This is a genomic window from Pseudomonas sp. GM18, assembly GCF_000282195.1.
Lineage (GTDB): Bacteria > Pseudomonadota > Gammaproteobacteria > Pseudomonadales > Pseudomonadaceae > Aquipseudomonas.
On sequence record NZ_AKJT01000031.1, the window covers coordinates 1 to 18,070 of the forward strand.

Here is an 18,070-nt window from a genome sequence, read left to right on the forward strand (position 1 = left end):
CTGCTGCGCAGCCGAACGCAGCCTCGCAGGCTCGGCAGCTGCTACGGGCGGACGCAGGCTACGCCAGTTGCTACAGGTCGTTTTTTTTGCCCAACATCCAGATCAGCCCACTCGATTTCGCCCGCTCATGACACAACCCCAACACCTTGCGCCGTTCCTCGTTGTCCATCCGGCTCCAGCGAGTGATCTCTTCCACCGTGCGCTGACACCCGGTGCAAATGTCATCCTCATCCAGCGCACAAATGTTCACGCACGGCGACGGGACCGGTCGCTCACGTTCAGGGGTGCTCATTGTTCCTGCTCGACCAGATCGCGGGCATAACGCTGCGAGTTGTGCACATAGTGCGCGGCGCTGGCTTCGAGCATCTTCTTTTGCGGCTCGGTCAGCTCGCGCACCACCTTGCCTGGCGAGCCCATGACCAGCGAACCGTCCGGAATTTCCTTGCCCTCACCGATCAGCGAGTTGGCGCCGATGATGCAGTTCTTGCCGATTTTCGCGCCGTTGAGGATCACCGCGTTAATGCCGATCAGGCTGTAATCGCCCACCGTGCAGCCGTGGAGCATGGCGTTGTGGCCGATGGTCACGCCGGTGCCGATGGTCAGCGGGTAGCCCATGTCGGTGTGCATCACGGTGCCGTCCTGCACGTTGCTGTTCTTGCCGATCAGGATCAATTCGTTGTCGCCACGCAACACAGCGTTGAACCAGACGTTGGCGCCCTCTTCCAGTTTAACCTTGCCCACCAGCACGGCATTGGGTGCGACCCAGCTCTGCGGATGGGTCTCGACGCGGGCGTCGCCCAGGCGGTATTTCATCTTGTTGTCCTCAAGGCCAGGCTGGCTCACTAGCGAAAAGCAGGATTCACGCCATACGAGCGATGGCTTCAGGTGTTGATAAAACTCTTGGGCGGTTGATGCAGGCTGATTTTCGCGTCATAGAGCAGGTTGATCAACTCGACGATCATGATCGCCGTCAGCCCCCAGATCTTGTACTCGCCATAACGATAGCTCGGCACGTACCAACTGTGGCCCTGATAGTCGATGCGGTGGGTGTGCTCACGCGGGTCCTTGCGGAAGAATTCCAGAGGCACGCTGAACACCGCGGCGATCTCGGCATCGTTGGCCTGGTATTCGACGAAATCCGGAATCACGCCGACATAGGGCGTGACCTTGATGCCGTGCAGGGAGATCAGCGGGCTCAGCGGGCCGATCACTTCGACCAGCCCCGGTGGCAGGCCGATTTCTTCTTCGGCTTCGCGCAGGGCGGTAAAGATCAGATCAGGGTCTTCGGGGTCGCGACGACCGCCGGGAAATGCAACTTCACCGCCATGGGTCGAGAGCCCGCTGGCGCGAAGGGTCAGGACCAGTTCCGGTTCGTCACTGCGCGTGATGGGCACCAATACCGCGGCTTCGGGGAAACGTCGGTCGGTTTCCAGCGTACGCGGCGTGTGATTGCTTACCCGGTGCAGTAGCTCGTCCAGCATGAGTCTTCTCGATCTGTGCCTTACCCTGCATCATGCACCAATCGCACCGGCCGCCCAACCCCCGAACAGCCTCATGTCGCGAAACGACAACTTGCCGACCGACACCGCTGCACGCCAAGATAGGCGCAGCATTCAGGAACCCAAGCATGAAATTTTGCAGTCAATGCGGCAACCCGGTGACCCAGCGCATTCCCGAAGGCGATTCGCGCCTGCGTTTTGTCTGCGACAGCTGCCATACCATTCATTACCAGAACCCCAATATCGTCGCCGGTTGCGTGCCGACCTGGGGTTCGAAGGTGTTGCTGTGCCGTCGCGCCATCGAGCCACGGCTCGGTTACTGGACCCTGCCCGCCGGTTTCATGGAAAACGGTGAGACCATCGAACAGGCCGCCATTCGCGAAACCGCCGAAGAAGCTTGCGCCCGGGTGCGCAACCTGAGCATCTATACGCTGATCGATGTGCCGCACATCAGTCAGGTGCATGTGTTCTTTCGCGCCGAGCTTGTGGATCTGGATTTTCGCGCAGGCCCGGAGAGCCTGGAAGTGCAGCTGTTCGAAGAGGCCGACATCCCTTGGGGCGAACTGGCTTTCCGCACGGTGGGCCGTACATTAGAATGCTTCTTCGCTGACCGGCGGGCCGAAGTCTACCCCGTGCGGTCCGAATCGATCCCGCCGCTTGCTCAGGCTGTCATCACTTGATTTCAATTTCGACCTCTTTGCAGGCGCTAAAAGATCACAGCCTTCAGCAGCTCCTGCAAAAACATCTATAAATAAAATAGTCGCGACACCTCTAGGGATATCGTTTCAATGCGCTGGTTGCTTGCCCTGTTTTGCTTGTCGTTCGTCGCCATCTCCCAGGCTTCCGTCGCGGAAACCCTGGATGGCAAAGTCATCGAAAAAGTTCTGGTCCTCAAATCCGCCCATCAATTGCAATTGATCAACGACGGCAAGCCGATCAAGACCTATCGCATTTCCCTGGGCAAACGCCCCATCGGCCCAAAATTGATGGAAGGTGATAAACGCACCCCTGAAGGCCTTTATTGGCTGGACTGGCGCAAGGTCAGCGACCGTTACAACCTGGCGATGCACATCTCCTACCCCAACGTCAGCGATTCCGCCCGCGCCCGGCGCGAAGGCCTCGAGCCTGGCGGCATGATCATGATCCACGGCACTCCGGACACCGAAGAGAACCCGGAAAACCTGTTCCACACGCTGGACTGGACCGACGGCTGCATCGCCATGCGCAACATGGACATGCGCGAAGTCTGGGGCCTGGTACCGGACGGCACGATGATCGAAATCCGCCCGTAACCTCCCCCCGTAATGATCATTCCCACGCGCAGCAAAGGAATGCAGCCCGGGACGCTCCGCGTCCCCTCCAGAGCCGAACGCAGAGCGTCCGTTGAGGCATTCCCACGCAGAGCGTGGGAACGATCAAGGTGTTCTGGCCGCTACCTTCGGTCGGCTTCGAAAAAATAAATCAAAAGATCGCAGCCTTCGGCAGCTCCTACGGGGTAGATACCAATTCCTCCTGCAGGAGCTGCCGCAGGCTGCGATCTTTGCTCTAAAAATCCCCACCTCTAATACCACTTAAAACCAATGCCTCTTAAGACCATCCAGAAGGGACGGCTTTGCTGTGCTTACAGCAAAGTACTGGCATTGACATGGTATTTAAGTGGTATTAATTTTCGCCGCACAACCGGGCGACAACAATCCTTCATCCGCATCGGACCAAACCTACATGAACGACCTCCAGGCCCTACGCCCTGACGACACCCAGCCCACGCCGCTGTACCTGCAACTGGCGCGCAATCTGGAAACGGCAATCCATGCCGGCCAGTGGAAAGCCGAGCAGGCGATGCCGTCGGAACGCAATCTCAGCGAAATGCTGGGCATCTCCCGCGTCACCGCACGCAAGGCGCTGGAAGTGCTGTTCGAGCAAGGCCTGATCCGCCGCAACCAGGGCTCCGGCACATTCATCACGCCACGCCTGGAACAACCGCTGTCGCGCCTCTCGGGCTTCAGCGAAATGCTCCGTCTCAAGGGTTTCGTCCCCGGCTCGCAATGGCTGGAACGGGAAATCACCCCGCCGACCCACGAAGAACTGATCCGCCTCGGCCTCTCGCCCAACGACAAGGTCGCGCGGCTCAAACGCTTGCGCAAAGCCGACGACACAGTGATGGCGATCGAGATGAGCACCCTGCCCGCGTCGATCATTCCCAAGCCGCAAGCGGTGGGAGACTCCCTCTACGAATACCTCGACGGCATCGGCAAACCGGTGGTCCGCGCCCTGCAACACATTCAGGCAATCAACGCTTGCGACGAATTCGCCGCGCTGGTGGGCATCGCCCCCGGCACCGCCATGCTGCTGATGACCCGGGTCGGCTACCTGGAAGACAACACGCCGATCGAAGTCACCGACACCTATTGCCGCAATGACTACTACGACTTCGTCGCAGAGCTTCGCCGCTAATCAAACAGCTGCGTCGTTAATTCACGGCACCGTTAAACCAGAGAGCTGCCCATGTCCGAAGACAACATCCTCACCGCCCACGGCTGGGTTCGTGGCCGGCTGATCCATGAGCACGGCAAGGTCGTGTCCATCGAGGGCCAGCCATGCGATCCGACGGACAACGACCTGCCTTACTTGCTCCCGGGCTTCATCGACCTGCATGTTCACGGTGGCGGTGGTAAAGACATCATGGAAGGCGCGCCAGCCTTCGAAACCATCACCAGAACCCACGTGCGCTTCGGTACCACCTCGCTGCTGGCGACCACCATGACCGCGCCGAGCGAAGAGATTTCCAGTGTGCTCAAAGCCATCGGCGAGTTCTGCGAGCAGCGGTCCAAAGGCTGCGCCCGGGTACTCGGCGTGCATCTTGAAGGCCCCTACATCAACCCCGGAAAACTCGGCGCCCAGCCGAATTTCGCCCACACCGCGTTGATGGCTGAAGTCGAGGAATACCTGGCATTGGCGCCGATCCGGGTGATCACCATCGCCCCGGAAATCGCCGGCCACGACGGTTTGATCCGCGCCCTCAGCGCTCGCGGCGTGCGCATGCAAATCGGCCACACGCTGGGCAGCTACGAGGAAGGCGTCGCTGCGCTGGCCGCCGGTGCCAGCAGTTTCACTCACCTCTACAACGCCATGAGCCCGCTGCATCACCGCGAACCCGGCATCGTCGGCGCGGCGCTGGCCCACGCCAAATACGCCGAGCTGATTCCGGACCTGCTGCACGTACACCCCGGTGCGATCCGCGTGGCGTTGCGCTCGATCCCGTGCCTGTATTGCGTCACCGATTCCACCGCCGCCGCCGGCATGCCCGACGGCGAATACAAGCTCGGCAGCCACACCGTGACCAAATGCCTGGGCGGTGTGCGCCTGCCCGACGGCACGCTGGCCGGCAGCACCCTGACCATGGATCAGGCCCTGCGCAACCTGGTGAAGATCGGTCTGCCGATCAGCGAAGCCTCGCAACGACTTTCGCAATTCCCCGCCGACTACCTCGGCCTTCAAGAACGCGGGCGCCTGCAACCCGGCGCCTGGGCCGACTGCGTGCGGCTGGATCGCTCACTCACACTGACCGCCGTCATGGTCGAAGGAGAAGACATTGACTTCAAAAATGCTTGAAGAGGCGCTGTCCTCGTTCGAGGCCGTGCAAGCCCAATTGCAGCAACTCGACCCGCAGATGATCGAGATCGCCGGACGTCTGCGCCGCCAGCCACCGCAAGTGGTGATGACCGTGGCTCGTGGCAGCTCCGACCATGCGGCGAGCTACTTCGCCTACCTGACCATGCAGCAACTGGGCATTCCGGTGGCATCGCTGCCAATGTCGGTGGTGACCATGCAACAAGCGCCGTTGAAGGTCAGCGGCCAGGTCGCGTTCGCCTTCTCGCAGTCGGGGCAGAGCCCGGATCTGGTGAACAGCCTACGTCTACTGCGCAAGCGCGGCGCCCTGAGCATTTCTATGGTCAATGCCGAGAACTCGCCTTTGGAAGCAGCCTGTGAATTCAGCCTGCCGCTGTGCGCCGGCACCGAAAGCAGCGTTGCCGCGACCAAGAGTTTTATCGCCACCCTCACCGCCAGTGCCCGCCTGATCGCCCACTGGAAAGAAGACCTGGAGTTGCTGGAAGCCGGTCTTGCCCTTCCGGAAGGTCTACGCGAAGCGGCGCAACAGGACTGGAGTCTGGCGATCGATGCGTTACGCAATTCCCAGCGCTTGATGGTGATCGGCCGTGGCGCCGGTTTCGCCATCGCCCAGGAAGCAGCACTCAAGTTCAAGGAAACCTCGGCGATCCAGGCCGAAGCCTTCAGCAGCGCCGAAGTGCGGCACGGCCCGATGGCGTTGATCGACGAGAACTATCCCCTACTGATCTTCGCCCCACGCGGTGCCGAACAGGCCGGGTTGCTGAGCCTCGCCGCCGACATGCGTCAACGCGGCGCCCGCGTGCTGCTGGCCGCGCCGGATGACGTCGCCGAACGCGACCTGACCCTGACCCGCGCCGAACACCCGGCCCTGGACCCGATTCTGGCGATCCAGAGTTTCTACGTCATGGCCGCCAGCCTGGCCGTCGCCCGTGGCATGAACCCGGACCAACCGCGCCATTTGAGCAAAGTGACGCGCACGCACTGAGTCCGACTTGAAGCTTTCCTGATGAGACCGAGCCATGCACAACAACAATAAAGAGCTGACCCTCAGCGCCCCGCTCAGCGGCCCGGTGCTCACACTCGCCAAAGTCCCGGATCCGGTGTTCGCCAGCGGCGCCATGGGCGACGGGATCGCCATCGATCCATTGAACGACACCCTGTATTCACCCTGTGAAGCGGTCGTGATCCACGTCGCCCGCACCGGTCACGCCATCACCTTGCGCGCTGATAACGGTGCCGAGTTACTTCTGCACCTGGGCCTCGATACGGTCGAGTTGCAGGGTGTCGGTTTCTCGATGCTGGTCAAGGAAGGTGCACGAGTCAGCAATGGCCAGCCGCTGCTGCGCTACGACCTGGACCAGGTCGCCCAGCAGTGCAAAAGCCTGGTCAGCCTGATGATCCTGACCAACAGCCAGGACTTTCAAGCACGACCGATTACGCTGAAATCGGTGAAGGTCGGCGATCCGTTGCTGCACGTCGTGCCGAAAGTAACCAACGGCGTGCAGATCGACATCGAGGTCGTTGGCATCGAGGTTCAAGGGCATGTTCATGTCGCCCATCGCGGTGGCCTGCACGCCCGGCCTGCCGCGCTGATCCGCCAGACCGCCCAACAGTTCAAGAGCAAATCCTGGCTGCACTTCGCCGGTAAATCGGCAGCCTGCGACAGTTTGATCGGCCTGATGGGGCTGGCTGTCGGTGAGCAGGATGAAATCCGGGTCAGTTGCCAGGGGCCGGACGCCGAAGCGGCGCTGCAAGCCCTGTTGGCCGCGTTATCCACAGCCCTGGCCAAAGACAACCACGCTGCCGCACCAACGCCAATAGCCCAACGCAATCGCCCCGCCGAAGCGGGCGTGCTGCACGGCGTGTGCGCGGCGCCCGGTCTGGTGGGTGGGCCGTTGTTTCGTCTGAACTCGATCAGTCTTCCGGGAGATGCTGGTAATCATGAGCCGGAGCAACAACGGCACGCGCTCGATACTGCGCTGACTCAAGTGCGCAGCGAAATCGACGGCACGCTGGCTCAAGCGAAGAAGCACAAGAACACCGATGAAGAAGCGATCTTCGCCGCGCACCTTGCGTTGCTCGAAGACCCGGCGCTGCTCGATGCGGCTCATCAATCCATCGACCAAGGCATCGCCGCGACTCACGCCTGGAGTCAATCCATCGACGTGCAATGCGAGGTGCTGCTGCAACTCGGCAGCCCGTTGCTGGCCGAACGCGCCAACGACCTGCGCGACCTCAAGCAACGGGTACTGCGTGCCCTGCTCGGCGAAGCCTGGCATTACGACGTGCCGGCCGGCGCCATCGTCGCGGCCCATGAACTGACGCCGTCCGATTTGCTGCAACTGAGCCAGCAAGGGGTGGCAGGGTTGTGCATGGCCGAAGGTGGCGCGACTTCCCATGTGGCGATTCTCGCTCGCGGCAAAGGCTTGCCGTGCATGGTTGCACTGGGCTCGACGCTGCTCGATCAGGAGCAAGGTCAAGCGGTGGTGCTGGATGCCGACGGCGGTCGCCTCGAACTGATGCCGACTGCCGAGCGCCTGGCCGAGGTGCATCAGGCGCAACTCGATCATCAGCAACGTCGCGCGCTTCAACAGTCTCAGGCTCACATCCCGGCACTGACACTTGATGGTTTGCCAATCGAAGTCGCCGCCAATGTCGCTTCCAGTTCCGAGGCGGCTGATGCGCTGGCCAACGGTGCCGATGGCGTCGGCCTGCTGCGAACCGAATTCCTCTTCGTCGACCGCCAAACCGCGCCGGACGAACAGGAGCAACGCGCCGCCTATCAAGCCGTGCTAGACGCCATGGGCGACAAGTCGGTGATCATCCGCACCATCGATGTCGGCGGCGATAAACAACTCGACTATTTACCGCTCCCAGTCGAAGCGAATCCGGTGCTCGGGTTACGCGGCATTCGTCTGGCCCAGGTGCGCCCGGAACTGCTGGATCAGCAACTGCGCGCCCTGCTGCAGGTCAGCCCGTTGTCGCGTTGCCGGATCCTGTTGCCGATGGTCACCGAAGTCGATGAATTGCTGCACATCCGCCAGCGGCTCGACGCGTTGTGCATTGAACTCGGTGTGAGTGAGCGCCCGGAGCTGGGCGTGATGATCGAAGTTCCGGCCGCCGCATTGCTGGCTGAACAATTGGCCGAGCACGCGGACTTCCTGTCCATCGGCACCAACGATTTATCGCAATACACCCTGGCGATGGACCGCGACCACGCCGGTCTCGCCGCCCGCGTCGATGCAATGCACCCGGCGTTGCTGCGGCTGATCGCCCAGACCTGCGCCGGTGCGGCGGTGCATAACCGTTGGGTCGGGGTCTGCGGCGCCCTCGCCTCCGATCCGTTGGCCACGCCGGTATTGATTGGCCTGGGGGTCAGCGAGTTGTCGGTCAGCCCGGTGCAAATCGGTGAAATCAAGGACCGCGTGCGCCACCTCGACGCCACCGAATGCCGACGCATCAGCCAGGACCTGCTCAAGCTGAGCAGCGCCGGCGCGGTGCGTCACACCTGTCACCAGCAATGGCCTCTGAGCTGAACAACAACGATAAGAATCCAGGGAGATCCGCCATGTACCAACACTTCATCGAAGGCCTGCAGCGCCTCGGTCGCGCGCTGATGCTGCCGATCGCGATCCTGCCGATTGCCGGGTTACTGCTGCGCCTGGGCGACACCGACTTGCTGGACATCGCGATCATCCACGACGCCGGCCAGGTGATTTTCGCCAACCTGGCGCTGATCTTCGCCATCGGCATCGCGGTCGGCTTTGCCAAGGACAACAACGGCACCGCCGGGCTGGCCGGGGTCATTGGTTATCTGGTGATGATCTCCACCCTCAAGGTGCTCGATTCGAGCATCAACATGGGCATGCTGGCCGGGATCGTCAGCGGCCTGATGGCGGGTGCGCTGTACAACCGCTTCAAAGACATCAAGCTGCCGGAATACCTGGCGTTCTTCGGCGGACGGCGTTTCGTGCCGATTGTTACCGGGTTCGCCGCCGTCGGCCTGGGCGTCGTCTTCGGTTTCATCTGGCCGCCGATCCAGCACGGCATCAACGGCTTTGGCACGTTGATGATGGAGAGCGGCAGCTTCGGTGCGTTCATCTTCGGCGTGTTCAACCGCCTGCTGATCGTCACCGGCCTGCACCACATCCTCAACAACATGGCGTGGTTCGTGTTCGGCAACTTCACCGACCCGACCACGGGCGCACTGGTGACCGGCGACCTGTCGCGCTACTTTGCCGGCGACCCGAAAGGCGGCCAGTTCATGACCGGCATGTTCCCGATGATGATCTTCGGCCTGCCCGCCGCGTGCCTGGCGATGTACCGCAACGCCCTGCCGGAACGGCGCAAAGTCATGGGCGGGATTTTCCTGTCCATGGCCCTGACCTCGTTTTTGACCGGCGTCACCGAACCGATCGAATTCGCCTTCATGTTCCTCGCACCGCTGCTGTTTTTGCTGCACGCGTTGCTGACGGGGCTGTCGATGGCCGTCACCAACCTGCTGAACATTCACCTGGGGTTTACCTTTTCCGGCGGTTTCATCGACATGATTCTAGGCTGGGGTGAATCCACCAACGGCTGGCGCGTGCTTCCCGTGGGGCTGGCGTATGCGGTGATCTACTACGTGGTGTTTGATTTCTGTATCCGCCGCTTCAACCTCAAGACGCCAGGGCGTGAGGATGTTCCGGCTGGCGACAAAGTTGTGGTCGCCGAGAATGAGCGTGCCGGGGCTTACATCAAGGCGCTTGGCGGTGCCGAAAACCTGATCACGGTCGGCGCTTGCACCACACGGTTGCGGCTGGACATGGTCGATCGCAACAAAGCCTCGGACGCGGACTTGAAAGCGTTGGGTGCAATGGCGGTAGTGCGTCCGGGCAAGGGCGGCAGTTTGCAGGTGGTGGTCGGGCCGCTGGCAGACAGCATTGCCGATGAGATTCGATTGGCGATGCCGGCTTTGGGTCGTGCGGTTATCGCCTCCCCTGCCACTGTGGTTGATGAGCCAAAACCTGCTGCCGTAGCGAACGCTGAAGCACAGCAATGGCTTAAGGCGTTGGGTGGCGGCGAGAATGTGCTGCAGATGGATTGCATCGCCATGACCCGGATTCGGTTGCAGCTGGCCGATAGCAAGGGGTTGTCGGAAGGCCAGTTGAAAGCGCTTGGTTGCCAGGGTGTCAGCCAGTTGGACGGTGGGATTTGGCATCTGTTGATTGGTGAGAAGGCGCCGAGTTTGAGTGGTGCGTTGGAAGCGTTGGTTAATCGCAGTGAGGTGAGTGCCAGGGTTTAGATTGTAGGTGGCTGCCCGCGAAGAGGCCCGCACTCCCAATGAAAATCTCAAAGCCCGCTGACCGTCACTGGTCCAGCGGGCTTTTTCATTGTGCTACCCCTGCGGATCAACCTGATCCAGCACCCGATTCACCGACAACTCCGCCAGGGAAATCATCTGCTGAATGCCCAAGGCCAGATTGCAGGCTGGGCCGGTGAGATCGAACGCCAACTCACTCGCCATGACATTCGCCGAGGCCAGGGTTTCACAGGCATGGGCCAGCAGGGTTTCGGAATCAACGTTGGGGGCGATGACGAAGATTGTGCTTGGACGCTGGCGGGCTTTGGCCTTCTTCTCGGAAGGTGGCGCGAGATAGTGATCGAGTGCACGGATTGCGGCATCGTGGAGTTTTTTGGAATTGAGGCAGGTGTAGGGGGAAACGGATTCGTTTTCCATGTTTGTTTCTAAATCTGTTTCTACGTCTGTTTCTGGAGGATTTGGGCTGTCTTTGATCATTGTGAAACTCCTAACAAAAAGTTGGAGCTACCAGCATCACTTGCAGATGATGGGTGGCAGCTGTGCGCGGGTCTGCAAGACCGAGTCGTTAGGCAACCTCGGCAGACCCGAAGATCTCCCGCACACAGCCACCATAAATCGATGACCATTGATTAAGCGCCGCGATTATAGGTGCGCTTAGAGGTGTCTAACAAACTATCAGCGGGCTTGCAGTCCCGGTCGCTGAATTGACAGCGACAGCCAAAGGTTAAAGAGCCCACTTCCGACGCACAACCTGAAAAACATGTGGGAAGGTTCTGATGTTTTTACCGATCGATAAACATCGCTGTCTGTAAGGCCGCCATCGCGAGCAGGCTCGCTCCCACAGTGGGCTGGCGTACATCTGGGGGAGATTGGTTGGCTGTCAGGTCGCCTTCGCGGGCAAGCCCGGCTCTCATATGGAGCGCTGTACACCTACTTGCGAACAGCAAACAGGAAATCGCGAAAGCCCCGGCGAGGAATTAGCCATAGCGTCCATTATGCGAGGCCATGGTTTACACTCGGTTCCCCAATCCTGCTAAAGAGCTTTTCCAATGGACCTGAAAAATGCTGCTGAATTTGATCGCGTCGTAACGCGTGTATTGTCGGCTTTAGCGGATGCTTTTCCGCAGCCTATTGATCTTCGCTTTGAAGAGCTAGGTCTTGTTGATGGTCCGTCTTATGTGGAAGCAGACACTTATGGTCGGACTGTTGCGACGGAATACTCGCCTAAGCACGTGTTCGCTGCGCAGTGTGTCCGTTTTCTCGAGTATGAAAAATATGTTTCTGGCACTGTTCATTCCGACTGGGCTACTGGTGTATTGCTAACAGCCAAGGGGCTGGATCTTATCGGTGGTCCGCCTAGCTCTCTTCGCATTACGCATTGATTGGATAGGCTCGGTACACATGCCCGAAGGGGATTAGGCGCCACACTTTCGAGAGCCAGGCTCTGAAACTTCCGCGCCGATACCCGGCAACGCCAGAGCGATCTACAGCAGAAAGAAAAACCCCAGTGATCGCAAAATCACTGGGGTTTTTCTTCGCGTGCGAAATGCTTTCTGTCACCTCGACGTAACTTCGCGCCCTGATTTTCCCAGGGCGTTCTCCCGGATCTGTCGCGCAGCCTGCGCGGTCCCGTGACATCCAGCCCCATCGCAGGACAGGTTCCGGCAGGTCCGATTCTTTAGCGACTTTCGACCGGATGACCGATGAGACGTCTTTCGGTGTCATCGATGGCAGTGGCTCTGACGTAGCAAGCCCCTGAGGCCTTTTCCCTGCTGTCCCGCTGTACAGCCAGCGCCTTGAACATGACTTCCATGCACTTGACCTCTGAGTCGGCCGGGAAGGCCTCTACGTCCTTCCCGTCAATCATCAGGATGAAAACCCACATTTTTAGCATCACGCCTCCATGGCTTTGAGAGCGAAGCGGGTGGGGGCGGTGTTACACACCCACTTTGGTGCGGACTCCCGCACTTTCAGCATCCTTCAACGTGGTACCAGACACCAGCCATACAAAGTAAAAACCGACAGAGAGAGTCAACTGAGCCATTCCAAGGCTTCGCATAATGCCGCTTATGTTCATGTTCAAGCAGACACTTCGCGTTGCTCAGCCTCGTAATGCCGAGTCTGGAAATGCATGAGGACTTGAGCCTTCAGGCCAAGACCTTCACTCAGCCTCCAAGCGGCTGCGAGTTCATCACAGCAACGACGAAGCGGAACGGCTGTTTGTAGCTTTATCTCTTGCCTGGAAGTCGAATATACAAAAAATTCAAGGGCGTTAAACGTTTCCGACACGCGGCTATCAGACACGCATGAAAAACGCGTGAGTCGCTCGAGCAAGTAGCCTGCGCGACGAAGCTCGACCTCATCACTGTGGCGACTCAGAAAAGCTGAAACTTCACTCTCAAGATTCAACTTCGAGTACCAAACAGCTTTGGCCGCGCTCACTAGTGCCGCGTCATCTGCTTGATTTAGAGGACGTTTGACCAATGTGTCCAAGGCGGATGACAGGACGTGGCCGTTAGCGGGCTTCGTCATCTGTATTCTCCAAGTAGTCTTGCAAAATATAGGTAAGAACGGATGCCGGAGGTTAGATAAGCGGCTTCCGACGGACAACCTGAAAGACTTGTGGGAAGGTTCTGATATTTTTACCGATCAGCCTGTAAGGCCGCCATCGCGAGCAGGCTCGCACAGTGGGTTAGCGTACATCTAGGGGATATTGGTTGGCTGTCAGGTCGCCTTCGCGGGCAAGCCTCGCTCCTACAATTGAGCAGTGTGCATCTGCGAGGGATTGGTCGGCTGTCAGGCCGCCTTCGCGAGCAAGCCCGCTCCCACAGTGGAGCGGCGTACACCCGCCCCTCACCACTCAACAGGCCGAGCGTTAGCTCGCCTGCAGCTTTTGATCTTGATCTGCCCGCCCCTTCGGGAGGCTGAGCGCAGGTGTTCATCTGGGGATTGGCGCGCAGCGCCGTTCGACGCAGTCGAACACATCGCATGTAGGTTGAAGCGAAGCCAACCGTAGGGCGATGCCCCCAGATGGATACCGGAGCGAAGGAACGCCGAGCCTCAGCGAGGGGCCGGACGCTTGGGGCGAAGACCTTTGCTTCCTTTGGGGCGTTTGCCAAAGGGAGTCGCCGTAAGGGCGAAACCATAAGCCGCCGTTACCGCAGAAATGGATATGTACTCAGTCAACAAGAACATGGTCGGCCCGAAGGCCGCCAAGATCAAAAGATCGCGGATCAGGTTCAACGGTCAAATCCCGTGCAAGAAAAAACCCGCTGAAATCACTTCAGCGGGTTTCTCATTTCAGCAGACCAGAAGATCAAAAATCCTCCAGCCGCCACACTTCATAAGCCGGCGTCTCATAGGGATGACTCTCTTTCAGAGCCACCACCACCGCCCGAATCAACTCATCGCTGACCACCAGCTCAACCTTCCATTCCTCAACCTGCTCGACCTGGCCCGCTTCGCCAATGAACGGCTGACTGCCCTCCAGTGGACGAAACTGCCCCAGGCCAAACACCTGCCACGCACAGTGATCATAAGCCCCGATCCGCCCGCCACCGGCGGCGAATACAGCGCTTTTGACCACTTCAACATGACTGGCCGGAACAAAAAAACTGAGCTTGTACACGGCAATCAGCTCCCCGCTCTTAGTTCACCCAGACGCGAGCATTACGGAACATGCGCATCCAAGGTGCGTCTTCGTTCCAGTCTTCCGAACGCCACGAGTTCTGCACTGCACGGAACACACGCTCCGGGTGCGGCATCATGATGGTCACGCGACCGTCGCGGCTGGTCAAACCGGTGATACCGCGCGGCGAACCGTTCGGGTTGGCCGGATACTTCTCGGTGACCTTGCCGTGGTTGTCGACGAAACGCATCGCCACGCAACCCGACAGATCGGCTTCCAGCAACGCTTCTTCACTGGCGAATTCGGCATGGCCTTCACCGTGGGCGATGGCGATCGGCATGCGCGAACCGGCCATGCCCTGCAGGAAGATCGAGTTCGACTCCTGGATCTGCACCATCGCCACGCGGGCTTCGAACTGCTCGGAACGGTTACGCACGAAGTGCGGCCAGACATCGCTGCCCGGGATCAGCTCGTGCAGGTTGGACATCATCTGGCAACCGTTGCACACGCCGAGGGTGAAGCTGTCGGTACGTTCGAAGAAGCCTTGGAACGCATCGCGAGCGCGGCTGTTGAACAGCGCGGATTTGGCCCAGCCTTCACCGGCACCCAGAACGTCGCCGTAGGAGAAACCGCCGCAAGCGACCATGCCCTTGAAGTCGTTCAGGTCGACACGGCCGGCCAGAATATCGCTCATGTGCACGTCGATCGCGTTGAAACCGGCACGGTCGAACGCTGCCGCCATTTCCACCTGACCGTTGACGCCCTGCTCACGCAGCACGGCAACCTGTGGGCGAATGCCTTTCTTGATGTAAGGCGCGGCGACGTCCTGGTTGACGTCGTAGCTGAGCTTGACGCTCAGGCCCGGGTTGTCTTCTTCCAGCAGCACGTCGAACTCTTGTTCGGCGCAATCGGCGTTATCACGCAGACGCTGGATCTGGTAGCTGGTTTCAGCCCACTGACGTTGCAGCAGACGACGCTGACCTTCGAATACGGTATCGCCGTTGAACGTGATGCTGATCTCGCCGTTGTTCATCGGCTGACCGATCACCGACACGCAATCGCCCAGGCCAGCGGCGCTGAACTGCGCGAGGATGTCCGCGGTGGAGTCCTGGCGAACCTGGATCACAGCGCCCAGTTCTTCGTTGAACAGGATCGCGGCGATGTCGGCGGAAGTTTCTGCCAGACCGTCGAGGTTCAGGCTCAGGCCGCAGTGACCGGCAAACGCCATTTCCACCACGCTGGTCAGCAGACCACCGTCGGAACGGTCGTGGTAAGCCAGCAGGTGACCGTCGGCGTTGAGGCCCTGGATCACTGCGAAGAAGGCTTTCAGGTCTTCGGCGTCATCGACGTCCGGAGCCTGTTTGCCGAGCTTGCCGTGAACCTGAGCGAGGATCGAGGCGCCCATGCGGTTCTGACCGCGACCGAGGTCGATCAGGATCAGGTCGGTGGTGCCCTTGTCCATGCGCAGTTGCGGGGTCAGGGTCTGACGGATGTCAGCCACTGGCGCGAAACCGGTCACGATCAGCGACATCGGCGAAGTGACCGCCTTATCGACGCCTTCGTCGTTCCAGCGGGTGGCCATGGACATCGAGTCCTTGCCAACCGGAATGGTGATGCCCAGCTCAGGGCACAGTTCCATGCCGACCGCTTTCACGGTGTCGTACAGACGCGCGTCTTCACCTGGGTGACCGGCAGCCGACATCCAGTTCGCCGACAGTTTGATGTCGGAGATCTTGGCGATGCGCGAGGCGGCGATGTTGGTCAGGGTTTCGCCGATGGCCATGCGGCCCGACGCCGGAGCGTCCAGCAGAGCCAGCGGAGTGCGCTCGCCCATGGCCATGGCTTCACCGGTGTAAACGTCGAAGCTGGTGGCGGTGACGGCAACGTCGGCCACCGGAACCTGCCACGGGCCGACCATCTGGTCACGGGCCACGAGGCCGGTGATGGTGCGGTCGCCGATGGTGATCAGGAAGCTTTTGCTGGCCACGGCCGGGTGATGCAGGACGCGCTCGACGCAGTTGGCGATATCAAGGGTCGACGGATCGAAATCGTCGCCCAGCTCGTTTTCACGAACCACCGAACGGTGCATGCGCGGGGCTTTGCCCAGCAGCACTTCGAGCGGCATGTCCACCGGGCTGTTGCCGAAGTGGCTGTCGGTCACGGTCAGTTGTGGCTCGGCAGTGGCTTCGCCGACTACCGCGAATGGGCAACGCTCACGCTCACAGATCGCCTTGAAGCGTTCGAAGTCCGCCGGGCCGACCGCCAGAACGTAGCGCTCCTGGGATTCGTTGCTCCAGATTTCGTGCGGGGCCATGCCCGGCTCGTCGTTTGGAATGTTGCGCAGTTCGAAACGGCCACCGCGGTCGCCATCGTTGACCAGTTCCGGGAAGGCGTTGGACAGACCGCCCGCGCCGACGTCGTGGATGAAGCTGATCGGGTTTTTGTCGCCCAGTTGCCAGCAACGGTCGATGACTTCCTGGCAACGACGCTCCATCTCAGGGTTTTCACGTTGTACGGAAGCGAAGTCCAGGTCTGCCGAGCTGGTGCCGGTGGCCATGGAGGAAGCCGCGCCGCCGCCCAGACCGATCAGCATTGCCGGGCCGCCAAGCACGATCAGCTTGGAGCCAACGACGATTTCGCCTTTCTTGACGTGTTCTTCACGGATGTTGCCCATGCCGCCAGCCAGCATGATCGGCTTGTGGTAACCGCGCACTTCGTCGCCATGAGGCGTGGTGATCGACTGTTCGAAAGTACGGAAGTAACCGGTCAGCGCCGGACGGCCGAATTCATTGTTGAATGCAGCGCCGCCCAATGGGCCTTCGATCATGATGTCCAGCGCGGTAACGATGCGCTCGGGTTTGCCGTACGGCACTTCCCACGGCTGTTCGAAGCCCGGGATCTGCAGGTTCGACACGGTGAAACCGGTCAGGCCAGCCTTTGGCTTGGCGCCGCGACCGGTGGCACCTTCGTCGCGAATCTCGCCGCCGCTACCGGTGGATGCGCCCGGGAACGGGGCAATCGCGGTCGGGTGGTTGTGCGTTTCGACTTTCATCAGGATGTGCACCGGTTCCTGCACCGCGCCGTACTGGCGGGTTTCAGGGTCCGGGAAGAAACGGCCGGCTACGGAGCCGACGATGACCGAGGCGTTGTCCTTATAGGCCGACAGAACACCTTCGCTGTGCATCTGGTAGGTGTTCTTGATCATGCCGAACAGGCTTTTTTCCTGGCTCTGACCGTCGATGTCCCAACTGGCGTTGAAGATCTTGTGACGGCAGTGCTCGGAGTTCGCCTGGGCGAACATCATCAGTTCGATGTCGTGCGGGTTGCGCTTCAAACCAAGGAAGGCGTTGACCAGGTAGTCGATTTCGTCTTCGGCCAGGGCCAGGCCCAGCTCGGTGTTGGCTTTTTCCAGCGCGGCGCGGCCGCCGCCCAGCACGTCGATCGCGGTCAGGGGCTTGGGCTCGGCGTGGCTGAACAGGCCGGAGGCTTGTTCAAGGTTGCCCAGCACGATCTGGGTCATGCGGTCGTGCAGCACATTAGCCACAAGCTGCGCTTCAGCGTCGCTGAACTGGCCGGCAACGTAGAACGCGATGCCGCGCTCCAGGCGCTGGATCTTGGTCAGGCCGCAGTTGCGAGCGATGTCGCTGGCTTTACTGGACCACGGCGAAATGGTGCCGAAACGCGGCAACACCAGGAACAGACGACCAGTGGGCTCTTGTACCGGAACGCTAGGGCCGTACTTCAGAAGGCGCGCGAGCACCTGCTGTTCGTCGCCGGTCAGGACGCCGGTAACTTCGGCGAAGTGAGCGAATTCAGCATACAAGCCGCTGACAGCTGGAACCTTCTGGCTCAGTTGCTCAAGGAGTTTGCTGTGGCGAAAGGCAGAAAGGGCAGGAGCGCCGCGCAGGATCAACATCTTCGGGACAGCCTCGGGAAGGGGTGTGCTTTGAGGCCGTGCATTCTAGCCTAAACCGCCCGCGACATCACCCGAAACGGTACGCGCGGTTGCAC

At 60.3% G+C, this 18,070-nt stretch carries 15 protein-coding genes; 8 read left to right on the top strand and 7 right to left on the bottom strand.

Going from position 1 to position 18,070, the window contains the following annotated elements; translation table 11 throughout:
• Positions 1-70: 70 nt before the first annotated feature.
• The 3 genes from PMI21_RS19925 to PMI21_RS19915 form a co-directional block, all read right to left on the bottom strand.
• Positions 71-292 carry a DUF1289 domain-containing protein gene (locus tag PMI21_RS19925; protein ID WP_007936182.1) on the bottom strand — a complete coding sequence of 74 codons (222 nt, stop codon included), beginning with the start codon at positions 290-292 and terminating at the stop codon, positions 71-73.
• Positions 289-813 carry a gamma carbonic anhydrase family protein gene (locus PMI21_RS19920; RefSeq protein ID WP_007936184.1) on the bottom strand — a complete coding sequence of 175 codons (525 nt, stop codon included), beginning with the start codon at positions 811-813 and terminating at the stop codon, positions 289-291. The genes PMI21_RS19925 and PMI21_RS19920 overlap by 4 nt, the downstream gene beginning before the upstream one ends.
• Positions 814-881: 68 nt before the next feature.
• On the bottom strand, positions 882-1,481 hold the full coding sequence (locus PMI21_RS19915) for a CoA pyrophosphatase (protein WP_007897550.1): 600 nt from the start codon (positions 1,479-1,481) through the stop codon (positions 882-884).
• Positions 1,482-1,627: 146 nt separating this feature from the next.
• On the opposite strand from PMI21_RS19915, the gene PMI21_RS19910 reads away from it, so the two are divergent.
• The 7 genes from PMI21_RS19910 to nagE all read left to right on the top strand — a co-directional run bounded on the left by PMI21_RS19910 (position 1,628) and on the right by nagE (position 10,413).
• Positions 1,628-2,179 (top strand): NUDIX hydrolase, encoded by a 552-nt coding sequence (locus PMI21_RS19910; RefSeq protein ID WP_007936187.1) that lies wholly within the window; start codon positions 1,628-1,630, stop codon positions 2,177-2,179.
• A 108-nt stretch (positions 2,180-2,287) separates the two neighbouring features.
• Entirely contained in the window at positions 2,288-2,791 is a 504-nt protein-coding gene (locus PMI21_RS19905) for a L,D-transpeptidase family protein (protein ID WP_007936189.1), read from the top strand.
• A gap of 430 nt (positions 2,792-3,221) precedes the next feature.
• Positions 3,222-3,953 (top strand): GntR family transcriptional regulator, encoded by a 732-nt coding sequence (locus PMI21_RS19900; RefSeq protein ID WP_007936190.1) that lies wholly within the window; start codon positions 3,222-3,224, stop codon positions 3,951-3,953.
• 51 nt (positions 3,954-4,004) lie between these two features.
• Entirely contained in the window at positions 4,005-5,111 is a 1,107-nt protein-coding gene (gene nagA, locus PMI21_RS19895; RefSeq protein WP_007936192.1) for an N-acetylglucosamine-6-phosphate deacetylase, read from the top strand.
• Entirely contained in the window at positions 5,104-6,114 is a 1,011-nt protein-coding gene (locus PMI21_RS19890) for an SIS domain-containing protein (RefSeq protein WP_033063887.1), read from the top strand. Before nagA ends, PMI21_RS19890 begins: the two co-directional genes overlap by 8 nt.
• Before the next feature lie 34 nt (positions 6,115-6,148).
• The gene (ptsP, locus tag PMI21_RS19885; RefSeq protein ID WP_007936197.1) at positions 6,149-8,665 is read left to right on the top strand and encodes a phosphoenolpyruvate--protein phosphotransferase; all 2,517 of its coding nucleotides are present in this window, start codon (positions 6,149-6,151) and stop codon (positions 8,663-8,665) included.
• Between the two features lie 32 nt (positions 8,666-8,697).
• Positions 8,698-10,413: an N-acetylglucosamine-specific PTS transporter subunit IIBC gene (nagE, locus tag PMI21_RS19880; RefSeq protein WP_007936200.1), complete on the top strand. Its 1,716-nt coding sequence runs from the start codon at positions 8,698-8,700 to the stop codon at positions 10,411-10,413.
• 93 nt (positions 10,414-10,506) lie between these two features.
• Here nagE and PMI21_RS19875 read toward each other — a convergent pair whose 3' ends face one another.
• Complete coding sequence (locus tag PMI21_RS19875; RefSeq protein ID WP_007936207.1) at positions 10,507-10,908, bottom strand: DUF6124 family protein; 402 nt, start codon at positions 10,906-10,908, stop codon at positions 10,507-10,509.
• Between the two features lie 572 nt (positions 10,909-11,480).
• Here PMI21_RS19875 and PMI21_RS29460 point away from each other — a divergent pair.
• Positions 11,481-11,813 (top strand): hypothetical protein, encoded by a 333-nt coding sequence (locus PMI21_RS29460; RefSeq protein ID WP_157214295.1) that lies wholly within the window; start codon positions 11,481-11,483, stop codon positions 11,811-11,813.
• A gap of 697 nt (positions 11,814-12,510) precedes the next feature.
• On the opposite strand, the gene PMI21_RS0127990 is transcribed toward PMI21_RS29460, so the two are convergent.
• The 3 genes from PMI21_RS0127990 to purL all read right to left on the bottom strand — a co-directional run bounded on the left by PMI21_RS0127990 (position 12,511) and on the right by purL (position 17,975).
• Complete coding sequence (locus tag PMI21_RS0127990) at positions 12,511-12,963, bottom strand: hypothetical protein (RefSeq protein WP_033063890.1); 453 nt, start codon at positions 12,961-12,963, stop codon at positions 12,511-12,513.
• A 784-nt stretch (positions 12,964-13,747) separates the two neighbouring features.
• Positions 13,748-14,059 (bottom strand): Nif3-like dinuclear metal center hexameric protein, encoded by a 312-nt coding sequence (locus tag PMI21_RS19865; protein ID WP_007936215.1) that lies wholly within the window; start codon positions 14,057-14,059, stop codon positions 13,748-13,750.
• A 19-nt stretch (positions 14,060-14,078) separates the two neighbouring features.
• Complete coding sequence (gene purL, locus PMI21_RS19860) at positions 14,079-17,975, bottom strand: phosphoribosylformylglycinamidine synthase (protein WP_007936217.1); 3,897 nt, start codon at positions 17,973-17,975, stop codon at positions 14,079-14,081.
• Positions 17,976-18,070: the final 95 nt, after the last annotated feature.

What these genes read in the sequence shown, in the direction of transcription:
- ptsP (WP_007936197.1), top strand. Translation starts at nt 6,149, where the DNA reads ATGCACAACAACAATAAAGAGCTGACCCTCAGCGCCCCGCTCAGCGGC.
- PMI21_RS19910 (WP_007936187.1), top strand. Translation starts at nt 1,628, where the DNA reads ATGAAATTTTGCAGTCAATGCGGCAACCCGGTGACCCAGCGCATTCCC.
- PMI21_RS19875 (WP_007936207.1), bottom strand. Translation starts at nt 10,908, where the DNA reads ATGATCAAAGACAGCCCAAATCCTCCAGAAACAGACGTAGAAACAGAT.
- purL (WP_007936217.1), bottom strand. Translation starts at nt 17,975, where the DNA reads ATGTTGATCCTGCGCGGCGCTCCTGCCCTTTCTGCCTTTCGCCACAGC.
- PMI21_RS0127990 (WP_033063890.1), bottom strand. Translation starts at nt 12,963, where the DNA reads ATGACGAAGCCCGCTAACGGCCACGTCCTGTCATCCGCCTTGGACACA.
- PMI21_RS19905 (WP_007936189.1), top strand. Translation starts at nt 2,288, where the DNA reads ATGCGCTGGTTGCTTGCCCTGTTTTGCTTGTCGTTCGTCGCCATCTCC.
- PMI21_RS19920 (WP_007936184.1), bottom strand. Translation starts at nt 813, where the DNA reads ATGAAATACCGCCTGGGCGACGCCCGCGTCGAGACCCATCCGCAGAGC.
- PMI21_RS19915 (WP_007897550.1), bottom strand. Translation starts at nt 1,481, where the DNA reads ATGCTGGACGAGCTACTGCACCGGGTAAGCAATCACACGCCGCGTACG.
- PMI21_RS19900 (WP_007936190.1), top strand. Translation starts at nt 3,222, where the DNA reads ATGAACGACCTCCAGGCCCTACGCCCTGACGACACCCAGCCCACGCCG.
- nagE (WP_007936200.1), top strand. Translation starts at nt 8,698, where the DNA reads ATGTACCAACACTTCATCGAAGGCCTGCAGCGCCTCGGTCGCGCGCTG.
- nagA (WP_007936192.1), top strand. Translation starts at nt 4,005, where the DNA reads ATGTCCGAAGACAACATCCTCACCGCCCACGGCTGGGTTCGTGGCCGG.
- PMI21_RS19925 (WP_007936182.1), bottom strand. Translation starts at nt 292, where the DNA reads ATGAGCACCCCTGAACGTGAGCGACCGGTCCCGTCGCCGTGCGTGAAC.
- PMI21_RS19890 (WP_033063887.1), top strand. Translation starts at nt 5,104, where the DNA reads ATGCTTGAAGAGGCGCTGTCCTCGTTCGAGGCCGTGCAAGCCCAATTG.
- PMI21_RS29460 (WP_157214295.1), top strand. Translation starts at nt 11,481, where the DNA reads ATGGACCTGAAAAATGCTGCTGAATTTGATCGCGTCGTAACGCGTGTA.